Annotated in this window: 19 protein-coding genes; 5 read left to right on the top strand and 14 right to left on the bottom strand. The window is 44.8% G+C overall.

The annotated features are described in order from the left end of the window. Positions 1–42: 42 nt before the first annotated feature. Entirely contained in the window at positions 43–1155 is a 1113-nt protein-coding gene (gene citZ / locus AC0YOD_RS18700; protein ID WP_475800841.1) for a citrate synthase, read from the bottom strand. A 330-nt stretch (positions 1156–1485) separates the two neighbouring features. On the opposite strand from citZ, the gene AC0YOD_RS18695 reads away from it, so the two are divergent. Continuing rightward, positions 1486–3033: a Ppx/GppA phosphatase family protein gene (locus AC0YOD_RS18695; RefSeq protein ID WP_475800840.1), complete on the top strand. Its 1548-nt coding sequence runs from the start codon at positions 1486–1488 to the stop codon at positions 3031–3033. On the opposite strand, the gene ppk1 is transcribed toward AC0YOD_RS18695, so the two are convergent. The 9 genes from ppk1 to AC0YOD_RS18650 form a co-directional block, all read right to left on the bottom strand. Then, positions 3005–5071: a polyphosphate kinase 1 gene (ppk1, locus tag AC0YOD_RS18690; protein ID WP_475800839.1), complete on the bottom strand. Its 2067-nt coding sequence runs from the start codon at positions 5069–5071 to the stop codon at positions 3005–3007. The two genes, AC0YOD_RS18695 and ppk1, sit on opposite strands and share 29 nt — an antisense overlap. A gap of 207 nt (positions 5072–5278) precedes the next feature. Beyond that, positions 5279–5671: an FxsA family protein gene (locus AC0YOD_RS18685; protein ID WP_475800838.1), complete on the bottom strand. Its 393-nt coding sequence runs from the start codon at positions 5669–5671 to the stop codon at positions 5279–5281. Between the two features lie 131 nt (positions 5672–5802). Next, on the bottom strand, positions 5803–6270 hold the full coding sequence (locus AC0YOD_RS18680) for an acyl-CoA thioesterase (protein WP_475800837.1): 468 nt from the start codon (positions 6268–6270) through the stop codon (positions 5803–5805). A 132-nt stretch (positions 6271–6402) separates the two neighbouring features. Continuing rightward, positions 6403–8157, bottom strand: coding sequence for a pyruvate kinase (gene pyk / locus AC0YOD_RS18675; RefSeq protein ID WP_475800836.1), 1755 nt, complete (start codon positions 8155–8157; stop codon positions 6403–6405). Positions 8158–8260: 103 nt separating this feature from the next. After that, entirely contained in the window at positions 8261–9313 is a 1053-nt protein-coding gene (locus AC0YOD_RS18670; RefSeq protein WP_475800835.1) for an acetyl-CoA carboxylase carboxyltransferase subunit alpha, read from the bottom strand. Further along, complete coding sequence (gene accD / locus AC0YOD_RS18665) at positions 9303–10172, bottom strand: acetyl-CoA carboxylase, carboxyltransferase subunit beta (protein ID WP_475800834.1); 870 nt, start codon at positions 10170–10172, stop codon at positions 9303–9305. The genes AC0YOD_RS18670 and accD overlap by 11 nt, the downstream gene beginning before the upstream one ends. 43 nt (positions 10173–10215) lie before the next feature. Continuing rightward, on the bottom strand, positions 10216–10404 hold the full coding sequence (locus tag AC0YOD_RS18660) for a glutamate decarboxylase (protein ID WP_475800833.1): 189 nt from the start codon (positions 10402–10404) through the stop codon (positions 10216–10218). 96 nt (positions 10405–10500) lie between these two features. After that, the gene (locus AC0YOD_RS18655; protein ID WP_475800832.1) at positions 10501–10992 is read right to left on the bottom strand and encodes a phosphatidylglycerophosphatase A family protein; all 492 of its coding nucleotides are present in this window, start codon (positions 10990–10992) and stop codon (positions 10501–10503) included. 188 nt (positions 10993–11180) lie between these two features. Then, positions 11181–14840, bottom strand: coding sequence for a DNA polymerase III subunit alpha (locus AC0YOD_RS18650; RefSeq protein WP_475800831.1), 3660 nt, complete (start codon positions 14838–14840; stop codon positions 11181–11183). A gap of 134 nt (positions 14841–14974) precedes the next feature. On the opposite strand from AC0YOD_RS18650, the gene AC0YOD_RS18645 reads away from it, so the two are divergent. From AC0YOD_RS18645 to AC0YOD_RS18635, 3 genes are all read left to right on the top strand, one after another. Next, positions 14975–15301: a YtrH family sporulation protein gene (locus AC0YOD_RS18645; protein ID WP_475800830.1), complete on the top strand. Its 327-nt coding sequence runs from the start codon at positions 14975–14977 to the stop codon at positions 15299–15301. A 3-nt stretch (positions 15302–15304) separates the two neighbouring features. After that, entirely contained in the window at positions 15305–15820 is a 516-nt protein-coding gene (locus tag AC0YOD_RS18640) for a sporulation membrane protein YtrI (RefSeq protein WP_475800829.1), read from the top strand. A 100-nt stretch (positions 15821–15920) separates the two neighbouring features. Continuing rightward, a complete protein-coding gene (locus tag AC0YOD_RS18635) occupies positions 15921–16223 on the top strand; it encodes a YtpI family protein (protein ID WP_475800828.1) in 303 nt (100 codons plus the stop codon). A gap of 13 nt (positions 16224–16236) precedes the next feature. Here the strand turns inward: AC0YOD_RS18635 and AC0YOD_RS18630 are convergent, their stop codons facing one another. Both AC0YOD_RS18630 and AC0YOD_RS18625 read right to left on the bottom strand, forming a co-directional pair. Beyond that, complete coding sequence (locus AC0YOD_RS18630) at positions 16237–17598, bottom strand: DRTGG domain-containing protein (protein ID WP_475800827.1); 1362 nt, start codon at positions 17596–17598, stop codon at positions 16237–16239. 88 nt (positions 17599–17686) lie between these two features. Continuing rightward, entirely contained in the window at positions 17687–18160 is a 474-nt protein-coding gene (locus AC0YOD_RS18625) for a hypothetical protein (RefSeq protein ID WP_475800826.1), read from the bottom strand. Positions 18161–18393: 233 nt separating this feature from the next. Between AC0YOD_RS18625 and AC0YOD_RS18620 the strand changes: the two genes are divergently transcribed. Then, positions 18394–18741 (top strand): helix-turn-helix domain-containing protein, encoded by a 348-nt coding sequence (locus tag AC0YOD_RS18620; protein WP_475800825.1) that lies wholly within the window; start codon positions 18394–18396, stop codon positions 18739–18741. Positions 18742–18834: 93 nt separating this feature from the next. Here AC0YOD_RS18620 and AC0YOD_RS18615 read toward each other — a convergent pair whose 3' ends face one another. Beyond that, positions 18835–19119, bottom strand: coding sequence for a hypothetical protein (locus AC0YOD_RS18615; protein ID WP_475800824.1), 285 nt, complete (start codon positions 19117–19119; stop codon positions 18835–18837). Positions 19120–19211: 92 nt separating this feature from the next. Continuing rightward, on the bottom strand, positions 19212–19547 hold the full coding sequence (locus tag AC0YOD_RS18610) for a YlbF family regulator (protein WP_475800823.1): 336 nt from the start codon (positions 19545–19547) through the stop codon (positions 19212–19214). Positions 19548–19677 lie beyond the last annotated feature (130 nt).

The raw sequence follows: 19677 nt of genomic DNA, 5'->3' as shown, positions 1-19677 counted from the left end.
ACAGCTGTTCCTTCTCACTCATAACTTGTGTCCAATGAACGATTAGCGTTGTTCGATTGGAACATATTTCACATTGACTGGTCCAACGTAATCAGCACGAGGACGGATCAAGCGATTGTTTTCATATTGCTCAAGGATATGAGCGCTCCAGCCGGATAGACGGCTGATTGCAAAGATTGGCGTGAACAAATCACGTGGAATCTCAAGTGATGTGTATACAGAAGCGGAGTAGAAGTCAACATTCGGCTTCAAGCCTTTTTGCCCTGTAACCAACTCTTCGATTTTAATCGACATTTCATAAAGCTCCATATTGCCTGTCAACTTGCCGAGCTCACGAGACATTTTTTGCAAATGCTTTGCGCGAGGATCGCCATTTTTGTAGACGCGGTGACCGAAGCCCATAATCTTATATTTATTGGCAAGCGCGTTTGTAATAAAGCTCTCAACGTTAGCAGTTGAACCGATTTCTTCGAGCATTACCATAACAGCTTCATTCGCACCACCGTGCAACGGACCCTTCAAGGCGCCGATAGCAGAAGTAATACCGGAATAAATATCAGACAATGTAGCAACTGTAACACGTGCTGCAAAAGTTGATGCATTCAATTCATGGTCTGCATGAAGCACCAAAGCTTGATCAAGTGCTTTCACAGCTACTTCAGCAGGCTCATTGCCAGTAAGCATGTATAAGAAATTATAAGCAATTGAAACGCCTTGTTTAGGTGCAACAGGCTCTTTTCCTTCACGAATACGCGCAAAAGCTGCGATAACTGTAGGCAGTTGCGCCTGCAATTTAATCGCTTTTTGTTGATTCGATTCAGGAGACATATCATTTGCTGAAGCATCATAAAGAGCTAGGCTCGATACTGCAGTACGAAGCGCAGCCATCGAATTTGTACCTTTTGGATACAGTTTGATTTGATCGATTACGCCTTCCGGAATAGCTGCGTATTGATCAAGCTGCTTTTGCAGTCCGTCAAGTTCAGAACGATTAGGTAGTTTGCCGTACCAGAGCAGGTAAGCGACCTCTTCAAAAGTTGCGTTCTCGGCGAGGTCGTCAATATCGATTCCACGATATGTCAATACTCCGTCGATTATCGAGCTGATGGAAGATGCCGCCGCGACAATTCCTTCCAATCCCTTAGTTGCTGTCATCGTTATCTCTCCTTTAGCTTGGGTATAGTCAACATGAAACATTAAACATTAATAGTAAATGATGATCGTACTATTCTGCAATCATCTTTAATCATAAATGATTTTGGCAATTAAGTGAACAAATTGAGACATAAAAATGCTTTATCACCGTCATCAATTATTTTTTCGACTATTTTTATACATTTTTAGACCGCTTATGCTCCTGCCCCATTTTTCCCTGAATCGCAGCTTTTTAGCCTCTGTCTAAAACTATTTTTAGAGAAGCGAATATAGTGGTAAAATGTTCAAAAGAACAAACTATCGCCATACTAACCGCATCGGAGGCGCTACATGACAGGACAACGGATCGGAATAATAGATATAGGCTCCAACTCGGTTCGGCTCGTCGTATATGAAAGAACCGCTAATGGCGCGCATCGTGTCGCCGACAGCAGCAAACGACCAGCAAGATTAAGTGAACGAATAGATGAGAACGGCTTCCTTATAGGCACTGCACTGGATGATCTGATCGACACCCTTACCCATTTTACATTGATATGTGCACATAACCATACCGATCATATACGAGCTGTTGCTACAGCAGCTATTCGTAATGCAGCCAATCGTTCGGAAATTTTGGATCGCATCAAGAGAGATACAGGGCTCAGTATTGAATTGCTCTCAGGCGAAGAAGAAGCCTCATATGGTTTTCTCGGCATGATCAACTCCTTGAATATCCGAGATGGCTTCCTCATTGATATCGGTGGAGGCAGCACAGAGGTTTCCTTATTTCGCAATCGCGCCATCGTTCGCTCCGTCTCGTTTCCATTTGGCTGCGTAAGCTTAAATAAACGTTTCTGCTCCAAAGGTCTGCTTCAAGATGATGATCTAAAGGCGCTGGAAGCGCATGTCTTACAGGCGGTTCAAGCAGAGCCTTGGATTGCAGAAGCGCCGGGATTGCAGCTAGTCGGAGTTGGAGGCACCGTTCGAGCACTTGGGAAGATGCATCAAGCTGCACATAAGTATCCTTTTCCGCTAACGCATAATTACCCCATTTCCAGCGAGCATACCGAGGAGCTTTTTGGGCAAATACGCAGTCTGCCTCTAGACAAAAGACGCAAGCTTCCTGGCTTGTCCAAGGATCGTGCAGATGTCGTCGTTCCAGGAGTTGCTATACTGCGTGTCCTGTTTCGCATAACAAAGGCGGACAATTACCGCATTTGTGGAGCTGGCATACGAGATGGCTTATTCCATGCGACAAGGTTTCCAAACCATCCAAAGCTTGATGATGTACTGAAATATAGCTTAACAAATATAAGCGCCTTGCATCCCCAAGCGCCGAAACAGCATGTCATGCAAGTTAATCGACTTGCGCTTGAGCTTTATGATGTATTGAACAGCGTTCAACCATTGCCGCCTCAAACGAGAGTGCTAGTGAATACCGCCTCACAGCTTTTCCGTATTGGGGCATCCATTGATTATTACGAGTATGCGAGACATTCCTTTTACCTCATCATTAACTCACAGCTAAATGGTTTGACTCATCGTGAAATCATCATGACGGCTGCCATTGCATCCTATAAGAGCAAAGGCCGTACTCGTCAACAGCTTGCTGAGTACAAGGAATTGCTAAGGGAATCAGATCTTGAACTCATTTACAAGTTAGGAACGCTGCTTCAGCTTTCAGCTGCGCTTGATCGCACAGAAACACAAGCCATAGTGCAATTAAATGTGCAATTATTCGGCATTCAGCTTCTGCTGCGTCCCATTAAGCCAAAAAGCTCGCTTGCGGTTGAACGAAGAGAAGTAGATGAGCTTAGCTCTGAATTCAAAAAGCTTTGGGGTGTAAGTCCCATTCTTGATTATTCAGTTAAGCATGATCCTTCCAAGATGAAATAACTTTAGCCTCAAATTGACTGCGGAAAGGCTGTTTATTTTCGTTAGAAATATGCTCGTAAGTACCATTTGACTGTAATTCCCGTGCTTTTACATTATCATTAATGTTAAGATGAAGCATTTTAATTAATATTTGACGAAGATCATTATCAAACACCGGACACATCAGCTCGATACGTCTAGTCAGATTCCGTGTCATCCAATCCGCGCTGGACAAGTATACTTCCTCATCTCCGCCATTATGGAAGTACATGATTCTCGCGTGCTCCAAGAAACGGTCAACAATGCTTATCACCTGAATATTTTCGCTGCGGCCAGGCACTCCTGGCCTTAAGCAGCAAACTCCACGAACGATCAGCACTATTTTCACCCCGGCTTGAGAGGCTTCATACAGCTTGTCGATCATTTCTTTGTTCGAGATGGAATTCATTTTCGCAATGATTTTTGCAGGTTTCCCTGCTAGTGCATTCTCTTTCTCACGATCGATAAGACGATACAGCTTCTCCTTCAGATCAGAAGGCGCTACGCCAAAAGCTTTCCATTCATAAGGCGATGAATATCCCGTCACCTCATTGAACAGCGCCGATGCGTCCCCTCCGATAATAGGGTGTGAAGTAAATAATCCGATATCTGTATACAAAGTAGCGGTACTGTCATTGTAGTTACCGGTTCCGACATGGACATAACGACGCAGAGTACCTTGCTCTCGTCTTACGACAAGCAAGATTTTGGCATGCGTCTTCAATCCAACTAATCCATATACAACATGACAGCCTGCCTTCTCCAACTGACGAGCCCATGCAATATTTCGTTCCTCATCAAACCGCGCCTTTAGCTCCACAACCACGGTTACCTGTTTACCCGACTCTCCTGCCTTAGCTAATGCCTGGACAAGCGCAGACTGACCACTGACGCGATATAATGTCATCTTTATAGCCAGCACATCGGGATCATAGGCTGCCTGCATGACAAAGTCATTGACCGCTTCAAAAGACTCGTAAGGGTGATACATCAGTACATCACGCTGACGAATAACTTCAAACATATCATCCGTCTCGTCAAATTCTCGCGGATAGACAGGCTCCAGCTTCTCGTAACGCAAATTATCATAACCCGTCAACGCACCTGCAAACTTTATCATAAAGCTCAAATCAAGCGGTCCATCCACCTCAAATAAATTATCTTCAATTTCCAGTTCATCCCTCAGAACCTCGAGTGCATAAGGATGCATGCCCTTCGCTATCTCAAGTCTTACTGGAATGCCCCAGCGCCGGCGTCTAAGTTCCTTTTCAATCTCTTCGAGCAGATCCTCGGCGTCCTCTTCGTTCAGTGTAATGTCGGCATCGCGAGTCAATCGGAAAGGATTAACGGAGAAGGGAATATAACCGTTAAATAACGTGTCAATAAATTGCTCGATCAACACCTCCAACAGGACAAATTCCGTTTTTACGCTGTTGATTCTCCCTGGTACAGGAACAATTCTAGGTAATATCGATGGAACCTGAACGATGGCAAAAAGAGGCTCTTCCTCCTCGGAATCCCCTTTTTGCCTTAGCAATACGGCTAAATACAGCTCCTTCGTATGCACGAGAGGAAATGGTCTGCTTTGATCAACAGCCATTGGAGTCAGTACTGGAAATACAATTTCATGAAAATAATCAGAAACCGCTTTGGTCTGTGCTGCATTCAACTCATCAAATGAACGTATAAAAATGCCCTCGCGGCTTAAACCGCGCAATACTTCTCTGTAAGTACGATATTGATCATTAACCATTTGCGTTGCCCGTTTAATAAGCCTTTTCCAGAGACCTGCCGGCGTATAGCCAGTGAAGTCTATTTTGGTCAGACCCGCTCTCATCTGCATTTGTATTCCAGCAACTCGCACACTCATAAACTCATCCAGATTGCTTGTCACAATCGCCAAGAACTTAGCCCGCTCCAGCAAAGGATTATTTACGTCCTGCGCCTCTTGAAGAACTCTACGGTTAAATTCAATCCAACTCAAATCTCGGTTCACATAGTTGGACAACTGCTTAGTCATTTCTCACGCCTCCTGAAAAGTATGCAAAGCAAACTGGCTTTGTGAGCTTTTAAGCTACTTCTATTTATGTAAGAATATTTAACTCTATGCCTTCCAAAAGAAATGGCGATGAGTTTTCATAAGATAAGTCGTCTCATCGACCCATCATGTCCATTATGCAGGATGACTATTATTTCCACGTAAGTCTTTTGTTAAGAGAGTGTAAAATTAGAATCTTCCAATCTTAAAATTACCATTGCGCATTCTTTTCTCAATCCATTGCAGCATGAATAGACGATAGAACGGTCTTGTTACAGGGAACAACAATGTGACACCGATGATATCAGATAAGAATCCCGGAAATAATAACAGAAAACCGCCGGCAAGCACACAAATGCCATCCAACAGTTTAATGCCTGGAATTTGTCCAGCAGCCATTTGCCGCTGAGCTTCCGCCCAAACTTTACGCCCTTCGGCACGAGCCAAGTACGCACCGGCAACACCCATAACAATGAGAATCAAGAATGTATTCCAGCCGCCTATCCACTTTCCAACCTGCAAAATACCAAGCAGCTCCACGAACGGAACTACAATAAATACAGCTAACAGCCATTTGTACATGTTGACCCCTCCTAAAAAGTTTTGCGGATGCAAAACTTATCATCGTAAGCATAAGCTTAGTTTTGCGGATGCAAAACTTAACTTCGTAAGCATGTGCTTAGTTTTGCTAATCATAATTTAGCTTCGCAAGCTTATTTTGTGCGCATCAGCTCATATAATTCCGGCATGATTTTATTCATACGAGCAGGCTGCCATTGTTCATTTACCCATACATGCTTCGTTCCGCCTTCAACAAGTAACTCACCTGGTAATTCATCCTCTTGTGAAAGCTCAGCTGCATGAAAATCTGCTTCCGAAACCCTTCTAATCTGTGATTCAAAGGAAACGCGGACCGCTGATAGTTCGGCTATTCTTGTGCATACAAGCAAAGTATCATCATACCGAGCAGGCAGGAGATAGCGGCATTGCAAATCAATAACAGGAAGCAGCAATCCCTGCTCTTCGATTGATTTATAGTCATAGCCTGCATTCCTTATCCATTCAGTACGTCCAATTTCAAACCAAGTTACATAATTCCCGTGAAATACAACCCGCATTTGATCCGTTTCCTGATATCTGACACGAATCGGATGCATAAACCAGCTTGAAACCGTATGCATGTTATGTTCCCTCCACACTATTGCAATGATTAGCATATTCTACTGACCCATGGTTAACAAAAAGCGACGGTGCATTCACCATCGCTTTTTGTTTTGAACCCTATATAATTGTTATTTTAAGATTCTGTACAATTACAGAACTTTTGATTGACCGTGATAAATTACGCCTGTTTCGCCATAGATCGTTACTTCCATACCATCTTGAAGCATATCAGTCGCATTAGCAACACCTAGGATAACCGGTACTCCAAGGTTTAGGCCGACTACTGCTGCGTGGCTTGTGATACCGCCTTGCTCAGTAATAACAGCTGCTGCTTTTTCAAATGCAGGCATATATTCTTTGTCTGTAGAAACAGTCACAAGAATAGAACCTTCAGTTGTTTTTTCAAGAGCTTCTTGAGCCGTGCGTGCTACAACGATTTTACCAGTAGCTGATTGGCTGCCGATTCCTTGTCCTTGTGCCAAAAGCTCACCAATGTGGTGGATTTTGATTAGGTTTGTAGTGCCAGCACGTCCAACTGGAACGCCTGCTGTAATGATAACCGTGTCGCCCAAGCTTAGGAAGCCTGTGCTCATGCCGCCTTTTACAGCATTTTCGAACATTTCATCCGTTGTATCTGCTTCGGGACCCAATACTGCGAATACACCCCAGATGAGTGAAAGACGACGCAATACCTTCGCATCAGTCGTTACAGCAATGATTGGTGATTTAGGCTTGTACTTCGACACCATGCGAGCAGTGAAGCCGCTTTGCGTCGATGTGATGATTGCTTTTGCATTCAATTCAAGCGCAGAGTTTGCAACCGCTTGGCTGATTGCTTCTGTAACTGTTGTTTGCATTGCATTAGCTTGTTTAGTGAAAATCTCACGGTATTCCAATGAGTTCTCAGCACGCTCAGCAATACGAGCCATCGTTTGAACGGATTCAACTGGATATCTTCCGGCAGCTGTTTCGCCTGAAAGCATGATCGCGCTAGTACCGTCAAAGATAGCATTCGCAACGTCACTTGCTTCAGCGCGTGTAGGACGCGGGTTGCGTTGCATGGAGTCAAGCATTTGTGTAGCAGTGATAACCGGTTTACCAACAAGGTTACCTTTTTTGATCATATTTTTTTGAACGAGAGGAACCTCTTCAGCTGGAATTTCTACGCCTAGATCGCCACGCGCAACCATCAAGCCGTCAGATACTTCTAGAATTTCATCTAGGTTATCTACGCCTTCTTGGTTTTCGATTTTGGAGATGATTTGAATATGTCCAGCGTTGTGACGCTCAAGCAATTCACGAATTTCAAGCACGTCGCTTGCTTTCCGTACGAATGAAGCAGCAATGAAATCTACGCCTTGCTCAATACCGAAGACGATATCATTAGCATCCTTCTCCGTAATACCAGGCAATGAAATTTTCACGCCAGGAACGTTAACGCCTTTTTTACTTTTGATAGGACCGCTGTTTACGATACGGCAGATGATTTCAGTGCCTTTTACTTCTTCAACAGTCAATCCGATCAAGCCGTCGTCGATTAGAATAGTCGATCCGATTGTAACATCATTCGGAAGGTTGCTATATGTAATCGGAACTCGATTACGATCGCCCAAGATATCTTCTGTAGTAAGAGCTACAATTTCACCTTGATTCAGTTCAATAGGCTCTTCTTTTAGCTTGCCTAGACGAATTTCTGGTCCTTTTGTATCCAGCAATACTGCTACAGAAGTACCAAGTTCTTTGTTAGCCAAAGCAATATTTTTGATTCGGTTGCCGTGCTCTTCAAAATCTCCATGAGAGAAGTTAAGACGGGCAACGTTCATCCCAGCTTGAATTAGCTTTTTTGTGTTTTCCAACGATTCGCTCGATGGACCGATTGTACAAACGATTTTTGTTTTGCGCATGTTAAGTTTCCTCCGTTAAATACCTGATATTCTATTATACTGACTCTATACTGACATGACTTCCCACTGGTTGTACAGTAAAAATATCATTTTTACAAATAAATCATTGAATGGTCGGAGCTGCCTCTTGTGTTTCCACAACCGTATCCTGTTTAAAAGACTCGTCCATTGAAGAACTTGGTACTTCCGCTGGAACGGTCTCAGCAATTCGGAAATGACCAATTTTACGGAATTTATTGTAACGATCTTCGATCAGCTGTTCAGCGCTCATCGGGATAAGCTCTTGCAAATGATGCCATAGCTTCTCCTTAATTTGCTCAGCTTGGAACTCTAGATCTCTGTGGGATCCGCCCTGAGGTTCTGGAACGATATCCTCAATAATACCAAACTGGAGTAAATCCTTCGCCGTTATCTTCATCGCTTCTGCAGCTTGATCTGCTTTGGAAGCATCTTTCCATAAGATAGATGCTGCACCGTTTGGAGAAATGGCAGAATAAATCGCATTTTCCAACATCAATACACGGTTTCCAACGCCTAGCGCCAATGCGCCGCCGCTTCCGCCTTCGCCAATAACAATACAAATGATAGGCACACCGAAACCGGCCATTTCCCTCAAGTTGCGCGCAATCGCTTCCGACTGGCCGCGCTCCTCGGCCGTTTTACCTGGATATGCTCCTTTTGTATCGATAAACGTGATGATAGGACGTTTGAATTTGTTTGCTTGCTCCATGAAACGAAGCGCCTTGCGGAAGCCTTCAGGATGAGGACTTCCGAAGAAACGAGCAATATTCTCCCGCGTGTCCTTGCCGCGCTGGTGACCAATGACAGTAACAGGTACACCATTAAGCTTGGCCAATCCACCAACGATAGCTAGATCGTCTGCAAACAGACGATCCCCATGTAGCTCCATGAAATCGGTAAACACCGTTTGAATGTAGTCAAGCGAGGTCGGACGTTGATGATGTCGCGCTAAGTGCATTTTTTGAGCTGGAGTCAGTTCGTTGTACAAATCCTCTTCCATTTGCTTGCACTTCAACTCTAATGCGACAATTTCTTCAGTGAAATCAATGCCTTTCTCAACGCTAAGGCTTTTCAGTTCAGTCACTTTTTGCCGCAAATCATTTAGCGGTTTCTCAAAAGGTAGCTCACCCGCCATTGGATGTTCCCTCCTTCACGCAATGCATGTCAAGCAGCTTTGCTAAAGTAAGCTTCAAATCTTTGCGGTGTACAACCTTATCCAATTGACCATGCTGCAAATTAAACTCAGCCGTTTGGAAATCATCCGGCAGCTTCTGACGAATCGTTTGTTCAATAACAATACGACCAGCAAAACCAATCAATGCGCCAGGCTCGGCCAAATTGTAATCGCCCAAGCTGGCAAAGCTCGCTGAAACCCCACCTGTAGTAGGATCGGTAAATATTGAAATATACAAACCTCCAGCGCCTTGGAATTTCGAAAGCGCTGCACTTGTTTTCGCCATTTGCATCAAGCTTAATATGCTCTCTTGCATCCGCGCTCCACCTGAAGTGGAGAAAATAAGAAGCGGCAGCTTCTTATCATGAGCCGCTTCTATTGCTCTTGTAATCTTCTCACCTACGACAGATCCCATACTGCCTGTGAAAAAATCAAAGCTCATAACGGCTACGACAACCGGAAAACCGCCGATCATGCCTTCTCCAGTTACAACAGCTTCCCGCAACGAAGATTTGCTCTTCTGCTGCTCAAGCTTGCTGGCATAGCCAGGGAAGGAAAGTGGATCGACGGATTCCATATCCGCGTCGTATTCAACCAAATGCCCGTCATCGAGCGTAATGGCAATTCGCTCCCATGCGCTTAACCGATAATGATGGCCGCATGATGAACAAACCTTTAAATTCTTTTCCAATTCTTTGCTGTACTGAATCGTGCCGCACTTGGAGCACTTATTCATTAAGCCTTCCGGAACTTCTCTCTTGCGAGGCTCCGAAGGAATTGTTGCATATTTCTTCTTTGTAAATAAATCTTTTATTTGCACGTGTGACACCTCTCAAGGCGCAATAGTATAGAGCAGTTCATCCTCATGGACGCATAATGGAGTTAAATACTTCTTGTACTTCCTCCAGTTCGCCTGATGGAACAAGTATCTCGTATTGCTGTTTGGACAGATTAACGGGGCGGATCTTCACCAAAAACCCTTCCTCCGTAAGCCGCTTCTTGATGTTATCTGCGATTTTTGCTGTTGGTGCGATATAAATGACCGTCCACATCATGGTACCTCCTGAAAACTTTGCTACCGCAAAGTCCACTTACTAAGCATAGCTATTCCCGGTAACAGGCCATATGATCTCATAATGATATCATATTCATGGGGAATCCGGCAAATCATATCGGATAGCTTTTGGGTCCTGATGTGCAATTCGAGCAGATGCAGCGGCAGCCAAACCAGCAACAATATCGTCCAAAAATACATGAATGTGCTCGCCTTTCACATTCAATTGGCGAATAATACCGGGTTTAACTTTATCCAAATATCCGAAACTCGTCAATCCAATCATGCCATAAACATTTGTAATCCCGAGTGCAAGTGTCTCATCAACACCATAAAGCGACTCGTCTGTTTCCATTATAGATTGCAGAGGTTCAGGCAGTAAACGCTTCTCTGCTAACTCATCAAGGGCAATACCCGTATACATAACGTATTGAACTTCTCTTTTTCCCAAAACCGCTCTGACGCTCTCCTCGCATTCCTCCATCGTCAGGTCCGCATTATAAGGACGCTGCAGCGAAAATACGATTTCTGTTATGTGCGCGACGGTTACTCCTCTTTGCAAGAGCATGTTCTCAATTCCTGTCATAGCCCCATCCCTCCCATAACTGCTTGTACGGCTGTCTCAAAGACAGGGCGAAGCGACCTTGTGATATACCTATATCTCTTGGTCAACTCCGCTTGTATCTCTAAACATATGCGCCGTACGTCGAAGTCGTGCATACGAAATACAAAACTTCAAGAGTTTTTGTGAAAGGTTGGTTATGCAGGCTTTTGTCACTTGACTATAATGGTGCCTTCTCCCAGCAATTGCTCAATAGAAGCAATTAGACGAGGCGACGGTTTTACTCGATAGTTTTCACTTAAAGCCACTGGCTGCTTTCTCTGTTCATAGACCAGCACCGTATCATGCTCTCCGAGATGTCCTGAAAGCAGCTCCTTTAACTGATTCAGTGTATGCTGTTCCTCATTAGCTGCAGCAATCTTGATATAAACGCGTTGGCGTTTTATTTCTGGAGCCGCTTCCTTATTTGGACCAGCTAAAGCTCGCGGATCCCCGCTTTGATTTTCCCGCTTTACACCGGGCTCATTTCGAGGATTAGAGAGGCTTTGCGCATTAGGGGATGTCCCTTTTGATGCAGCAGTACCCGTACCGCCAGCGGCTGTTCGTGCAGCACGTGCTTGCGCTTGCTTCTGCAAACGACTTACTTGTGCTGCAAGATCCAATTCTGAATTTCCTATTGGAACAATGTCTTCAACGATAAGCTTGTAATCATCTTCTTGCTGCTGGACGGTTGCCTGAACGATGACTAAGCCGCCTTTTTCAAGCTTATTTCCAATTCGTTTCCAAACTGTCGGGAAGACGACAGCCTCGACCCTCATAATGCGATCCTCCAGCTCAAGAAAACCCATCGCTTGACCTTTTTTACTCGTGAAAGGCTTCAATGATACGATCATGACACCTGCGATTGCAATGGCGCCATCCTTAGCATCACTTAGCTCCACAAGCCGGTCGAGACCCAGCGGCTCGAGGTATTTCTCCGCATCGTCAAGCGGGTGACCAGACAAATACATGCCGAGCAAATCTCGTTCAAAATCCAATTGCTGCGCAATCGTATAAGGACGTATATCTGGAAGCTCGACATCCCAATTTTGCACCTCATCAAAGCCAAACATCTCAATTTGAAGCTCTTCGCGTTCCTTGCGCCATTTTACGGCTGCTTCCACCGTTTCTTCCAAAGCCGCAAGCAGCTGGGCACGATGACCCGGAAGCGTATCACAAGCTCCCGCTTGGATGAGCGACTCCAGTACCCGCTTATTCACAACGCGCAAATCAACTCTTTGGCATAGATCCAGCAAGCTCTCAAAAGGCCGCTTGCTCCGTTCCTTCTGCAACGCTTCTATGGCTTGAGTACCTACATTTTTGATTGCAGCTAGACCGAAACGAATGGCCTCTCCCGTAGGAGTGAAGCTAACGCTGCTCTCGTTCACATCAGGCGGCAGAACCTCCATCCCCATTCGGCGGCACTCATCCACATATTCGGCTGTCTTGCGCTGGTTCCCTGTTACTGACGCAAGCATCGAAGCCATAAACGCTACTGGATAATGAGCCTTCAACCATGCCGTCTGGAATGCGAGTACACCATATGCTGCTGCATGTGCTCGCGGGAAGCCATAGTCGGCAAATCTTACGATCATATCATAGACATGATTGGCATCGATTTCCGTGTAGCCCTGCTCCAAGCTGCCTTTAACAAAGTGGGCACGTTCTTCATCCAGCACCTCACGTTTTTTCTTAGATACTGCACGACGGAGCAAATCTGCTTCACCAAGCGAGAATCCCGCCATGAGCGAGGCAATCTGCATAATCTGCTCCTGATAAACGATAATGCCGTACGTATCCGCAAGTACGCCTTCCAAAGATGGATGCGGGTATTCCACAGTCACAATGCCATGCTTTCCTTGGATGTATTTAGGAATGAATTCCATCGGTCCTGGGCGATACAAGGCTAGCACGGAGACAATATCTTCAAATTCAGACGGCTTCATGTCCTTTAATACACGACGTACCCCAGCAGATTCCAGTTGAAAAATACCAGTCGTATCGCCCCGTCCGAGCATTGCATAAGTCTCTGGGTCACTGTCGCTTATCGTACGAAAATCAATCTCTCTTCCCGTGAGCTCCTTTACCCATTTCAAGGCTCTCTCCAAAATGGATAATGTCCGCAATCCCAAAAAGTCCATTTTGAGCAGACCGATTGCCTCTAGATGCTCCATTGAGTACTGCGTGAGCGGTATGGAATCGCTCCCGCCGCCTGACTGCAGAGGGGCATAATAGGTAAGCGGCTCCTGTGAAATGATGACACCGGCTGCATGCGTAGAAGCATGTCTAGGCATTCCTTCTACCTTCAAAGCCATACGCAGCAGGGCAGCGGTCTTCGGCTGGCGCTCACTCGCTTCACGGAGCTCTGTGCTAATGCGAAGCGCTTCCTCTAGCGTAATATGAAGCTGGTTTGGAATAAGCTTCGCTGCACGATCGACCTCTTGGAAAGGAACGTTCATCGCTCGTCCAACATCGCGTACAGCCGCCTTCGCAGCCATCGTTCCGAAAGTAATGATTTGAGCTACATGCTCATCGCCATATTTGGCTGATACATAAGTAATAACCTCATCACGTCGCTCATCATTGAAGTCGATATCGATATCAGGCATTGAGATTCGCTCAGGATTCAAAAAACGTTCAAACAAAAGCTTATATTTCAACGGATCTACATCTGTTATTTTAAGCGTATATGCAACCAAACTGCCTGCCGATGAGCCCCTGCCAGGGCCAGTGCGAATACCACGTTCATGCGCAAATCGAACGAAATCCCATACGATTAGAAAATAATCACTGAATCCCATTCTATCTATGACAGAAAGCTCATAATCCAATCGCTCCTGCGCCTTCTCGCGATAGGCAGCATCAGCCGCCCATTCGGGCAGTCCGGCATACCGTGCGATCAAGCCATCCTGACAAAGTGTCTTTAAATAATCGGATGAGCTCATTCCAGCAGGAACCGGCTTGAATACAGGGAGTGCCGCTCGACCGAGCGTCAGCTCGAAATGACATTTATCCGCAATTTCTACTGTATGCTGAATTGCCTCAGGTACATGCCGATAGAGAAGCGCCATTTCCTCCTCACTCTTCATATGCAACTGATTCGTCGGCATTCGCATACGATCCGCATCGTCAACCGTCTTACCCGTTCCGATACACAGCAGCACATCTTGAACTTCCGCATCCTCAGGATTCAAGTAATGAACATCATTCGTTGCAACCAGCTTGATGCCAGTCTCCGCTGCGAGCTTAATCATCTCGATCGACACTTTTTTCTGCTCCAGCATGCCGTGATCCTGAAGCTCCAAATAAAAGTCGTCTCCAAATATATCTTTATAGCGCAAAGCAGCGCTGCGAGCCTCGTCTAGTCTATCATGCAGCAAATGCTGCGATACTTCTCCTCCTAGACAGGCGCTTAAACAAATGAGACCCTCTCCATATTCCCGAAGCGCTTCCATATCAACGCGCGGTTTATAGTGGAATCCTTCTAAATGAGCAATAGAACTAAGCTTCATCAGATTTCGGTAGCCTGTTTCATCTTTGGCAAGCACGATAAGATGATAAATCGGATTATCCTTGCGGGTTCCTTTCTCAAAGCGTGAGCCCGCTGTCAGGTATAATTCGCAGCCAATGATAGGCTTAATACCATTTGCCTTGCAGGCACGATAAAAAGGTATGGCGCCGTACATAACACCATGATCAGTAAGCGCGAGAGCCTTCATGCCAAGCTCAGCTGCTCTTGCAGTCAGGTCGCGGATTCTTGCGGCGCCATCGAGCAGGCTATATTCACTGTGGACGTGCAAATGCACGAAGGATTGTTTGTTGTGACCGCTCATCGCATCCGTTCCTTTCCGCATTCTATAAATTAGTTAGTCCCATTTTATCATAATAGAGCAGGACACGCCCATAGAATGGTAGCAGAGCCTACTTGCTCTCGTAAAATAGAACTTTTGTTAGAGGAGGAAGGGCGATGAACTATTTTTTGTTCAAAGCAGGTCTAGATTTTTTTATAGCTTTAGGTGTCGTTGTGGGCGGTTCTACACTAGCGGGGATTGGCTCTGTATTTATGCTTATGCCACCTGCAACTACGATGATTGAAACAGCCGCAAGACTTAAAATATGGGCGATTGTCGCAGCGATAGGCGGGTCAATAGATCCTATTCGAGTCATAGAGAGCAACATTAATGCAGGCCACTTATCACCAGTCGCACAGCAGGTTTTTATAATCATTATTGCTTTTCTTGGGGCACATCTTGGAACGGAGCTCATTCGTCTCATTTGCAAGGGAGCTACTTAAGCGATGCGAATACCGCCATTCGAAAGATATGTAGTGGGTTTGCAATTTGTAGGGGCATTAGTGCTTGGAATGATTATTGGAGCCATTATATATAATTCGATCTATATGGCACAGTTCGAGGCATTGATCAACTTAAAGAGTGAGCTTGAGGTAAAGCTTGAGCAGTATGAGCAGGATATCAAACACCTGAATCAATTCAAGGATCAGCACACGGTCATCAAAAGCGTGCTTCCAAGGATTGAGAAGGGATCTGGTCAAAATTCAGATCGACCAAAGCTTGATCAAGAAACGATAGCTGTACTTATAAAACGAATAAAAAAAGACTTGAGCAGCTTTATCGGAAAAAGCATTTACGAGATCGATTCTGATGCACAGTTCGCTCGCAATCTGCTTGAGACGAAAATTTATATGGATGTCAATAATAAAGACTATACGATCGAAGTAAAGACCGTGTTAGTCGTCGATAATGTTCTGCATGTTTGGATTAATGTTCTTAACTATACGAAGCCGCCTACCTAAGCGAATACTCGCGTTTCATGGTACAATAGAGTCTATGTATTCACAATTTTTGTGCTGCTCGTACATAATAAGCAACTTACCTTAAAGGAGCTATTCACTCATGAACATGGATCAACTCTTGCAATGGCTGCTAGCGCCATGCATCCTCATCACGCTTATACTCTCAGTCGTATTCAGCTTCAAATCACGCCGTTCCGCCGATGCTAGAACGCGAGGCATCTTCTCTGCTCGAATGAACATCAGCATGGGCGCCATGCTGCTCTTTATTTCACTCGTTCAGTTATTTCTCTCGGGCGAGTCTACTCTTCGTATAGTCATCGGCGCTATATTTATGGTGCTAGGCGTATTTAATCTATTTGCAGGACTCCGCAACCTCAGTTCCTACTCAAGAGTTAAAAACTAATTCGCATTTACAATCAATAAGGATCTATCATTTGGGCCGTCATCATCGCCTTGGCGGCCAATCCTTGCAAATCAAAAACCTCAATTTCCAGCTTCGTAAATTTTCGACTCAGCTCAAGTGCGCGTGGTGTAATCGTAATCTCGCTGTCAATTTGAACAGGTCTAACGAAATAAGTCGTCATACTCTCAAGCAAATAATCCCTCTTTGCCGTATCTCGAATCATTCTACGTGCCGCCTGTGTCATTAAAGTCGCAAGCAAGCCCTCCGAGACCATTCCGAGCGCACCTGACATTTGCGGTGTAATCGTCCCCTTGTAAGCAATTCCTAGCGTTTCCTGCCCATTCATGCCAGTATCTGACGCAGCCATAAAACCTGTCCACATCAAATCCTCGAATGTTTCACCGGATTCAGGCTGTTTGCCTGCAAAGCGCATAGCATCCAGTACTTCTTGTCTCGTAATGACACTAAGGAGCTTTCGATGACGATCAACAATAGGCAATAGATCTATTCCCTCAGCAGCCATCGTATGCGCTGCCGAAGTAACAGTAATGTTCGGAGCAGCCGTAATGGGATGCTTCGTCATCAGTTTATCTATCGTGCTTTCATCAGGTGACCCAACCGCATCCTTGGCTGTCATCATCCCTATGACCTTGCTTCTATCATCAACAACCGGAAAACGTGAATAGCCGGTCTCACGCGACAATTTATGAAAGTCTAAAATCGTTTGACCGGAGTGCAGGACATCTGCGGGACGACTAAACGTTACGATATCTTCAATAAGCATAATTTTCCGTTTAATTAATCGATCATACATGGCGCGGTTAATCATTGATGCAACGGTAAACGTATCATGCCTCGATGAAAGGATTGGAAGTGATCTTTCATCGGCAAGCTGAATGACTTCCGGGCTTGGCTCAAAACCGCCCGTAATCAAAACGCCTGCACCCTGCTCCAAAGCGCAAATGTGTGCACTTACACGGTTACCTACGATAAGTAAGCTGCTCTCATCGATATAACGAAGCATGGCATCGAGCTCCATGGCGCCGATTACAAATTTATGCAGTGTTTTATCGAGTCCGCTAGCTCCGCCGAACAGTTTGCCCTCTACAATCTCCGCTACTTCGCCAAAGGTGAGCTGATCAAGCGCCTCTCTGCGTTTTCGATCAATTCTAACCGTGCCAATACGTTCCTTTGTACTGACAAGCCCTGAGCGCTCTGCCTCTTTAAACGCTTTATATGCTGTACCCTCACTGACAGCAAGTGCCTTGGCAATAGAGCGTACCGATATTTTTGTACCAATTTTTAGGCTTTGAATATAATTTAAAATTTGTTCATGCTTCGTGGCTGTCTCACTGCCTGGTCCAAGTAGACTCATTGCTATTCCTCCGTCCAATAAACCTTACTCTCTCTATTATAGGAGATAGTGAGTAACAAGTCATGTTCCCTCGGACGTATAAGAGAGGTTACAGCTTCCACTGCAGATCAACCGTCTCAACCTTTAGATTGGCATCAAGCATATTGTCACCTATGCCTTTAAATCTCCATCTCTTGAATAACAGCTGAATAGTTTGCACATTGATAGCGTCCATTGCGCCCGTTACGATAAAAGATTGCCAATCATACTGAATGGGAACAGGGTAGCGCAGTGATTGAATGAGGTGATTTTCAATTTCTATCCCTTGTGCAGGGATTTCTTCATATATATTGGAAAATAAAAAAGAGCTATGCTCGCTGAATGGTCTTGAAATTGCATCTGACTTGAGGTTAATTACATATTCAACAATTTGTGTGTGCGGATTCACGCGGCAGCTGAAAAGTCCATTTGCTGACACGGCTTTGTTAATGCGATGGGATAATCGAAAATGAAATCGAACGAAAAAAGGAACATTGCAATAATAGGCTCGGACTTTTCTAAAAAACTCAAACTCATCTACCACTTCCCCCAACCCTCCTTGCATCCAAGTTCACTCAGTTGTACCCCCTATCATTTCACGGATAATTGGTAAATTAGACCTATATAGGTAAACATGCTATTAGTATGATACTTTTTTACACAATTATAGTAAATAACCCATCTATTAGTCAATGACTATAGTCACTTAAAATAATATACTCTATAGAATGTTGTTGATGAATCAGGAAAGTTCTATCGTTAGTCTGAGGTGACAAAATGAGTGAGGTTGCAGGGTTTATAGGAGAGAATATTCGTCTTTTGCGCAAACAAAGAGGACTTAGCCAAGAGCAGCTCGCTCTCCGCGCTGAAATAAACGCGTCCTATATGGGACAAGTTGAACGTGGACAAAAAAACCCGACAATTGACGTGCTCAGCAAAATAGCGGCGGCACTTCAAATACCAATTGAGCAAGTCGTTAATCCCAGCACAACGGTGGCTCCGAATAATAAGGATCATAGTTATGTTGACAAAATAGCCCATCAGCTTAACGGATTAACCTTGAAGGAACAGGAAGCCGTCTACAAATTCGTCAAACAAATTGTGCAATTTAAAGAATTAAATTAAGCTCGAGGTTAAGCATCTATTTACATAAAGAAGATCCGCCAAGAGCATTCCCGGCGGATCTTCTTTGCTATGAGGTTGATGGCAGCTTGCCATTTATCCACGTGACTTCTTACCTTCAATAACCTTTTGTACGAGCTTCCGCTCCCAAAGCTGCGCCTTCTCCCGCTTGATCCTTGCGAGCTCCTTACGCTTCTCCTCTGTCATTAGAAGCGCATTGACATGCGCGGCTATAATGACAAGCGCAAAGCCAATCCAGATCATACCGAATGTACTTGACCAATCCCAAGGCGCATTTAGTTCAAGTCGCGGCAGCGCATAAAAAAGCATTGAGAGCGCGATGAGCAAATATAAAATAGGACGGCCTTTACCCGATAACATTCTCCTCAACTCCTTCAAAGAATCATAAGCGGCGGCTAACCATCTTGTCCGCATTACCATCCTATGAAAGCCCTTAGAGGAATATGCTTATCCTAGTCTACAATTGCCTTCAACACATCCGACATGATGCGGTTGACATCCTCGAAAACGACGGCAAAGCGCCGTTCAGACTCAAGAAGCTTGCCGATCAATGGATTTTGCGTAATAACTTCATATTGCTTGCTCATCTTCTCCATGTCCTCAGCAGAAGGCTCTTCACCCGCCATCATCTTTTGCTGCATAAAGTTTTGTCGCTCCCGGAAATCATCCAACAGCAGCTTTGCTTCAGGATCCGCATCTGCAGCCATTTTTGCTTCCTTAAGCAACCTCGCTTCCTCACTTTCTTTGAGCGCTTTGGCTAATTCATAAGCTTTATCATATATATTCATAATCTCTCTCCATTCACTATTTTTTTAGTTATACATATGTCTAATCATACTGCTTAAAAGCAAGCTAAGCCAACCTCACTGTGGAATAGCTCATGAAAACAAGAAGCAAGGTGGGCTCATTCTGATTCAC

This window comes from Paenibacillus sp. J31P13 (genome assembly GCF_056269295.1).
Note: the sequence above shows the minus strand (reverse complement) of the source record. Positions and strands in the feature narration are given on the sequence as shown.

What these genes read in the sequence shown, in the direction of transcription:
- AC0YOD_RS18630 (WP_475800827.1), bottom strand. Translation starts at nt 17,598, where the DNA reads ATGAGTCTACTTGGACCAGGCAGTGAGACAGCCACGAAGCATGAACAA.
- AC0YOD_RS18645 (WP_475800830.1), top strand. Translation starts at nt 14,975, where the DNA reads ATGAACTATTTTTTGTTCAAAGCAGGTCTAGATTTTTTTATAGCTTTA.
- AC0YOD_RS18615 (WP_475800824.1), bottom strand. Translation starts at nt 19,119, where the DNA reads ATGTTATCGGGTAAAGGCCGTCCTATTTTATATTTGCTCATCGCGCTC.
- AC0YOD_RS18680 (WP_475800837.1), bottom strand. Translation starts at nt 6,270, where the DNA reads ATGCATACGGTTTCAAGCTGGTTTATGCATCCGATTCGTGTCAGATAT.
- AC0YOD_RS18655 (WP_475800832.1), bottom strand. Translation starts at nt 10,992, where the DNA reads ATGACAGGAATTGAGAACATGCTCTTGCAAAGAGGAGTAACCGTCGCG.
- citZ (WP_475800841.1), bottom strand. Translation starts at nt 1,155, where the DNA reads ATGACAGCAACTAAGGGATTGGAAGGAATTGTCGCGGCGGCATCTTCC.
- AC0YOD_RS18620 (WP_475800825.1), top strand. Translation starts at nt 18,394, where the DNA reads ATGAGTGAGGTTGCAGGGTTTATAGGAGAGAATATTCGTCTTTTGCGC.
- pyk (WP_475800836.1), bottom strand. Translation starts at nt 8,157, where the DNA reads ATGCGCAAAACAAAAATCGTTTGTACAATCGGTCCATCGAGCGAATCG.
- AC0YOD_RS18650 (WP_475800831.1), bottom strand. Translation starts at nt 14,840, where the DNA reads ATGAGCGGTCACAACAAACAATCCTTCGTGCATTTGCACGTCCACAGT.
- AC0YOD_RS18695 (WP_475800840.1), top strand. Translation starts at nt 1,486, where the DNA reads ATGACAGGACAACGGATCGGAATAATAGATATAGGCTCCAACTCGGTT.
- AC0YOD_RS18635 (WP_475800828.1), top strand. Translation starts at nt 15,921, where the DNA reads ATGAACATGGATCAACTCTTGCAATGGCTGCTAGCGCCATGCATCCTC.
- AC0YOD_RS18660 (WP_475800833.1), bottom strand. Translation starts at nt 10,404, where the DNA reads ATGTGGACGGTCATTTATATCGCACCAACAGCAAAAATCGCAGATAAC.
- AC0YOD_RS18685 (WP_475800838.1), bottom strand. Translation starts at nt 5,671, where the DNA reads ATGTACAAATGGCTGTTAGCTGTATTTATTGTAGTTCCGTTCGTGGAG.
- AC0YOD_RS18670 (WP_475800835.1), bottom strand. Translation starts at nt 9,313, where the DNA reads ATGGCGGGTGAGCTACCTTTTGAGAAACCGCTAAATGATTTGCGGCAA.
- AC0YOD_RS18640 (WP_475800829.1), top strand. Translation starts at nt 15,305, where the DNA reads ATGCGAATACCGCCATTCGAAAGATATGTAGTGGGTTTGCAATTTGTA.
- ppk1 (WP_475800839.1), bottom strand. Translation starts at nt 5,071, where the DNA reads ATGACTAAGCAGTTGTCCAACTATGTGAACCGAGATTTGAGTTGGATT.
- AC0YOD_RS18610 (WP_475800823.1), bottom strand. Translation starts at nt 19,547, where the DNA reads ATGAATATATATGATAAAGCTTATGAATTAGCCAAAGCGCTCAAAGAA.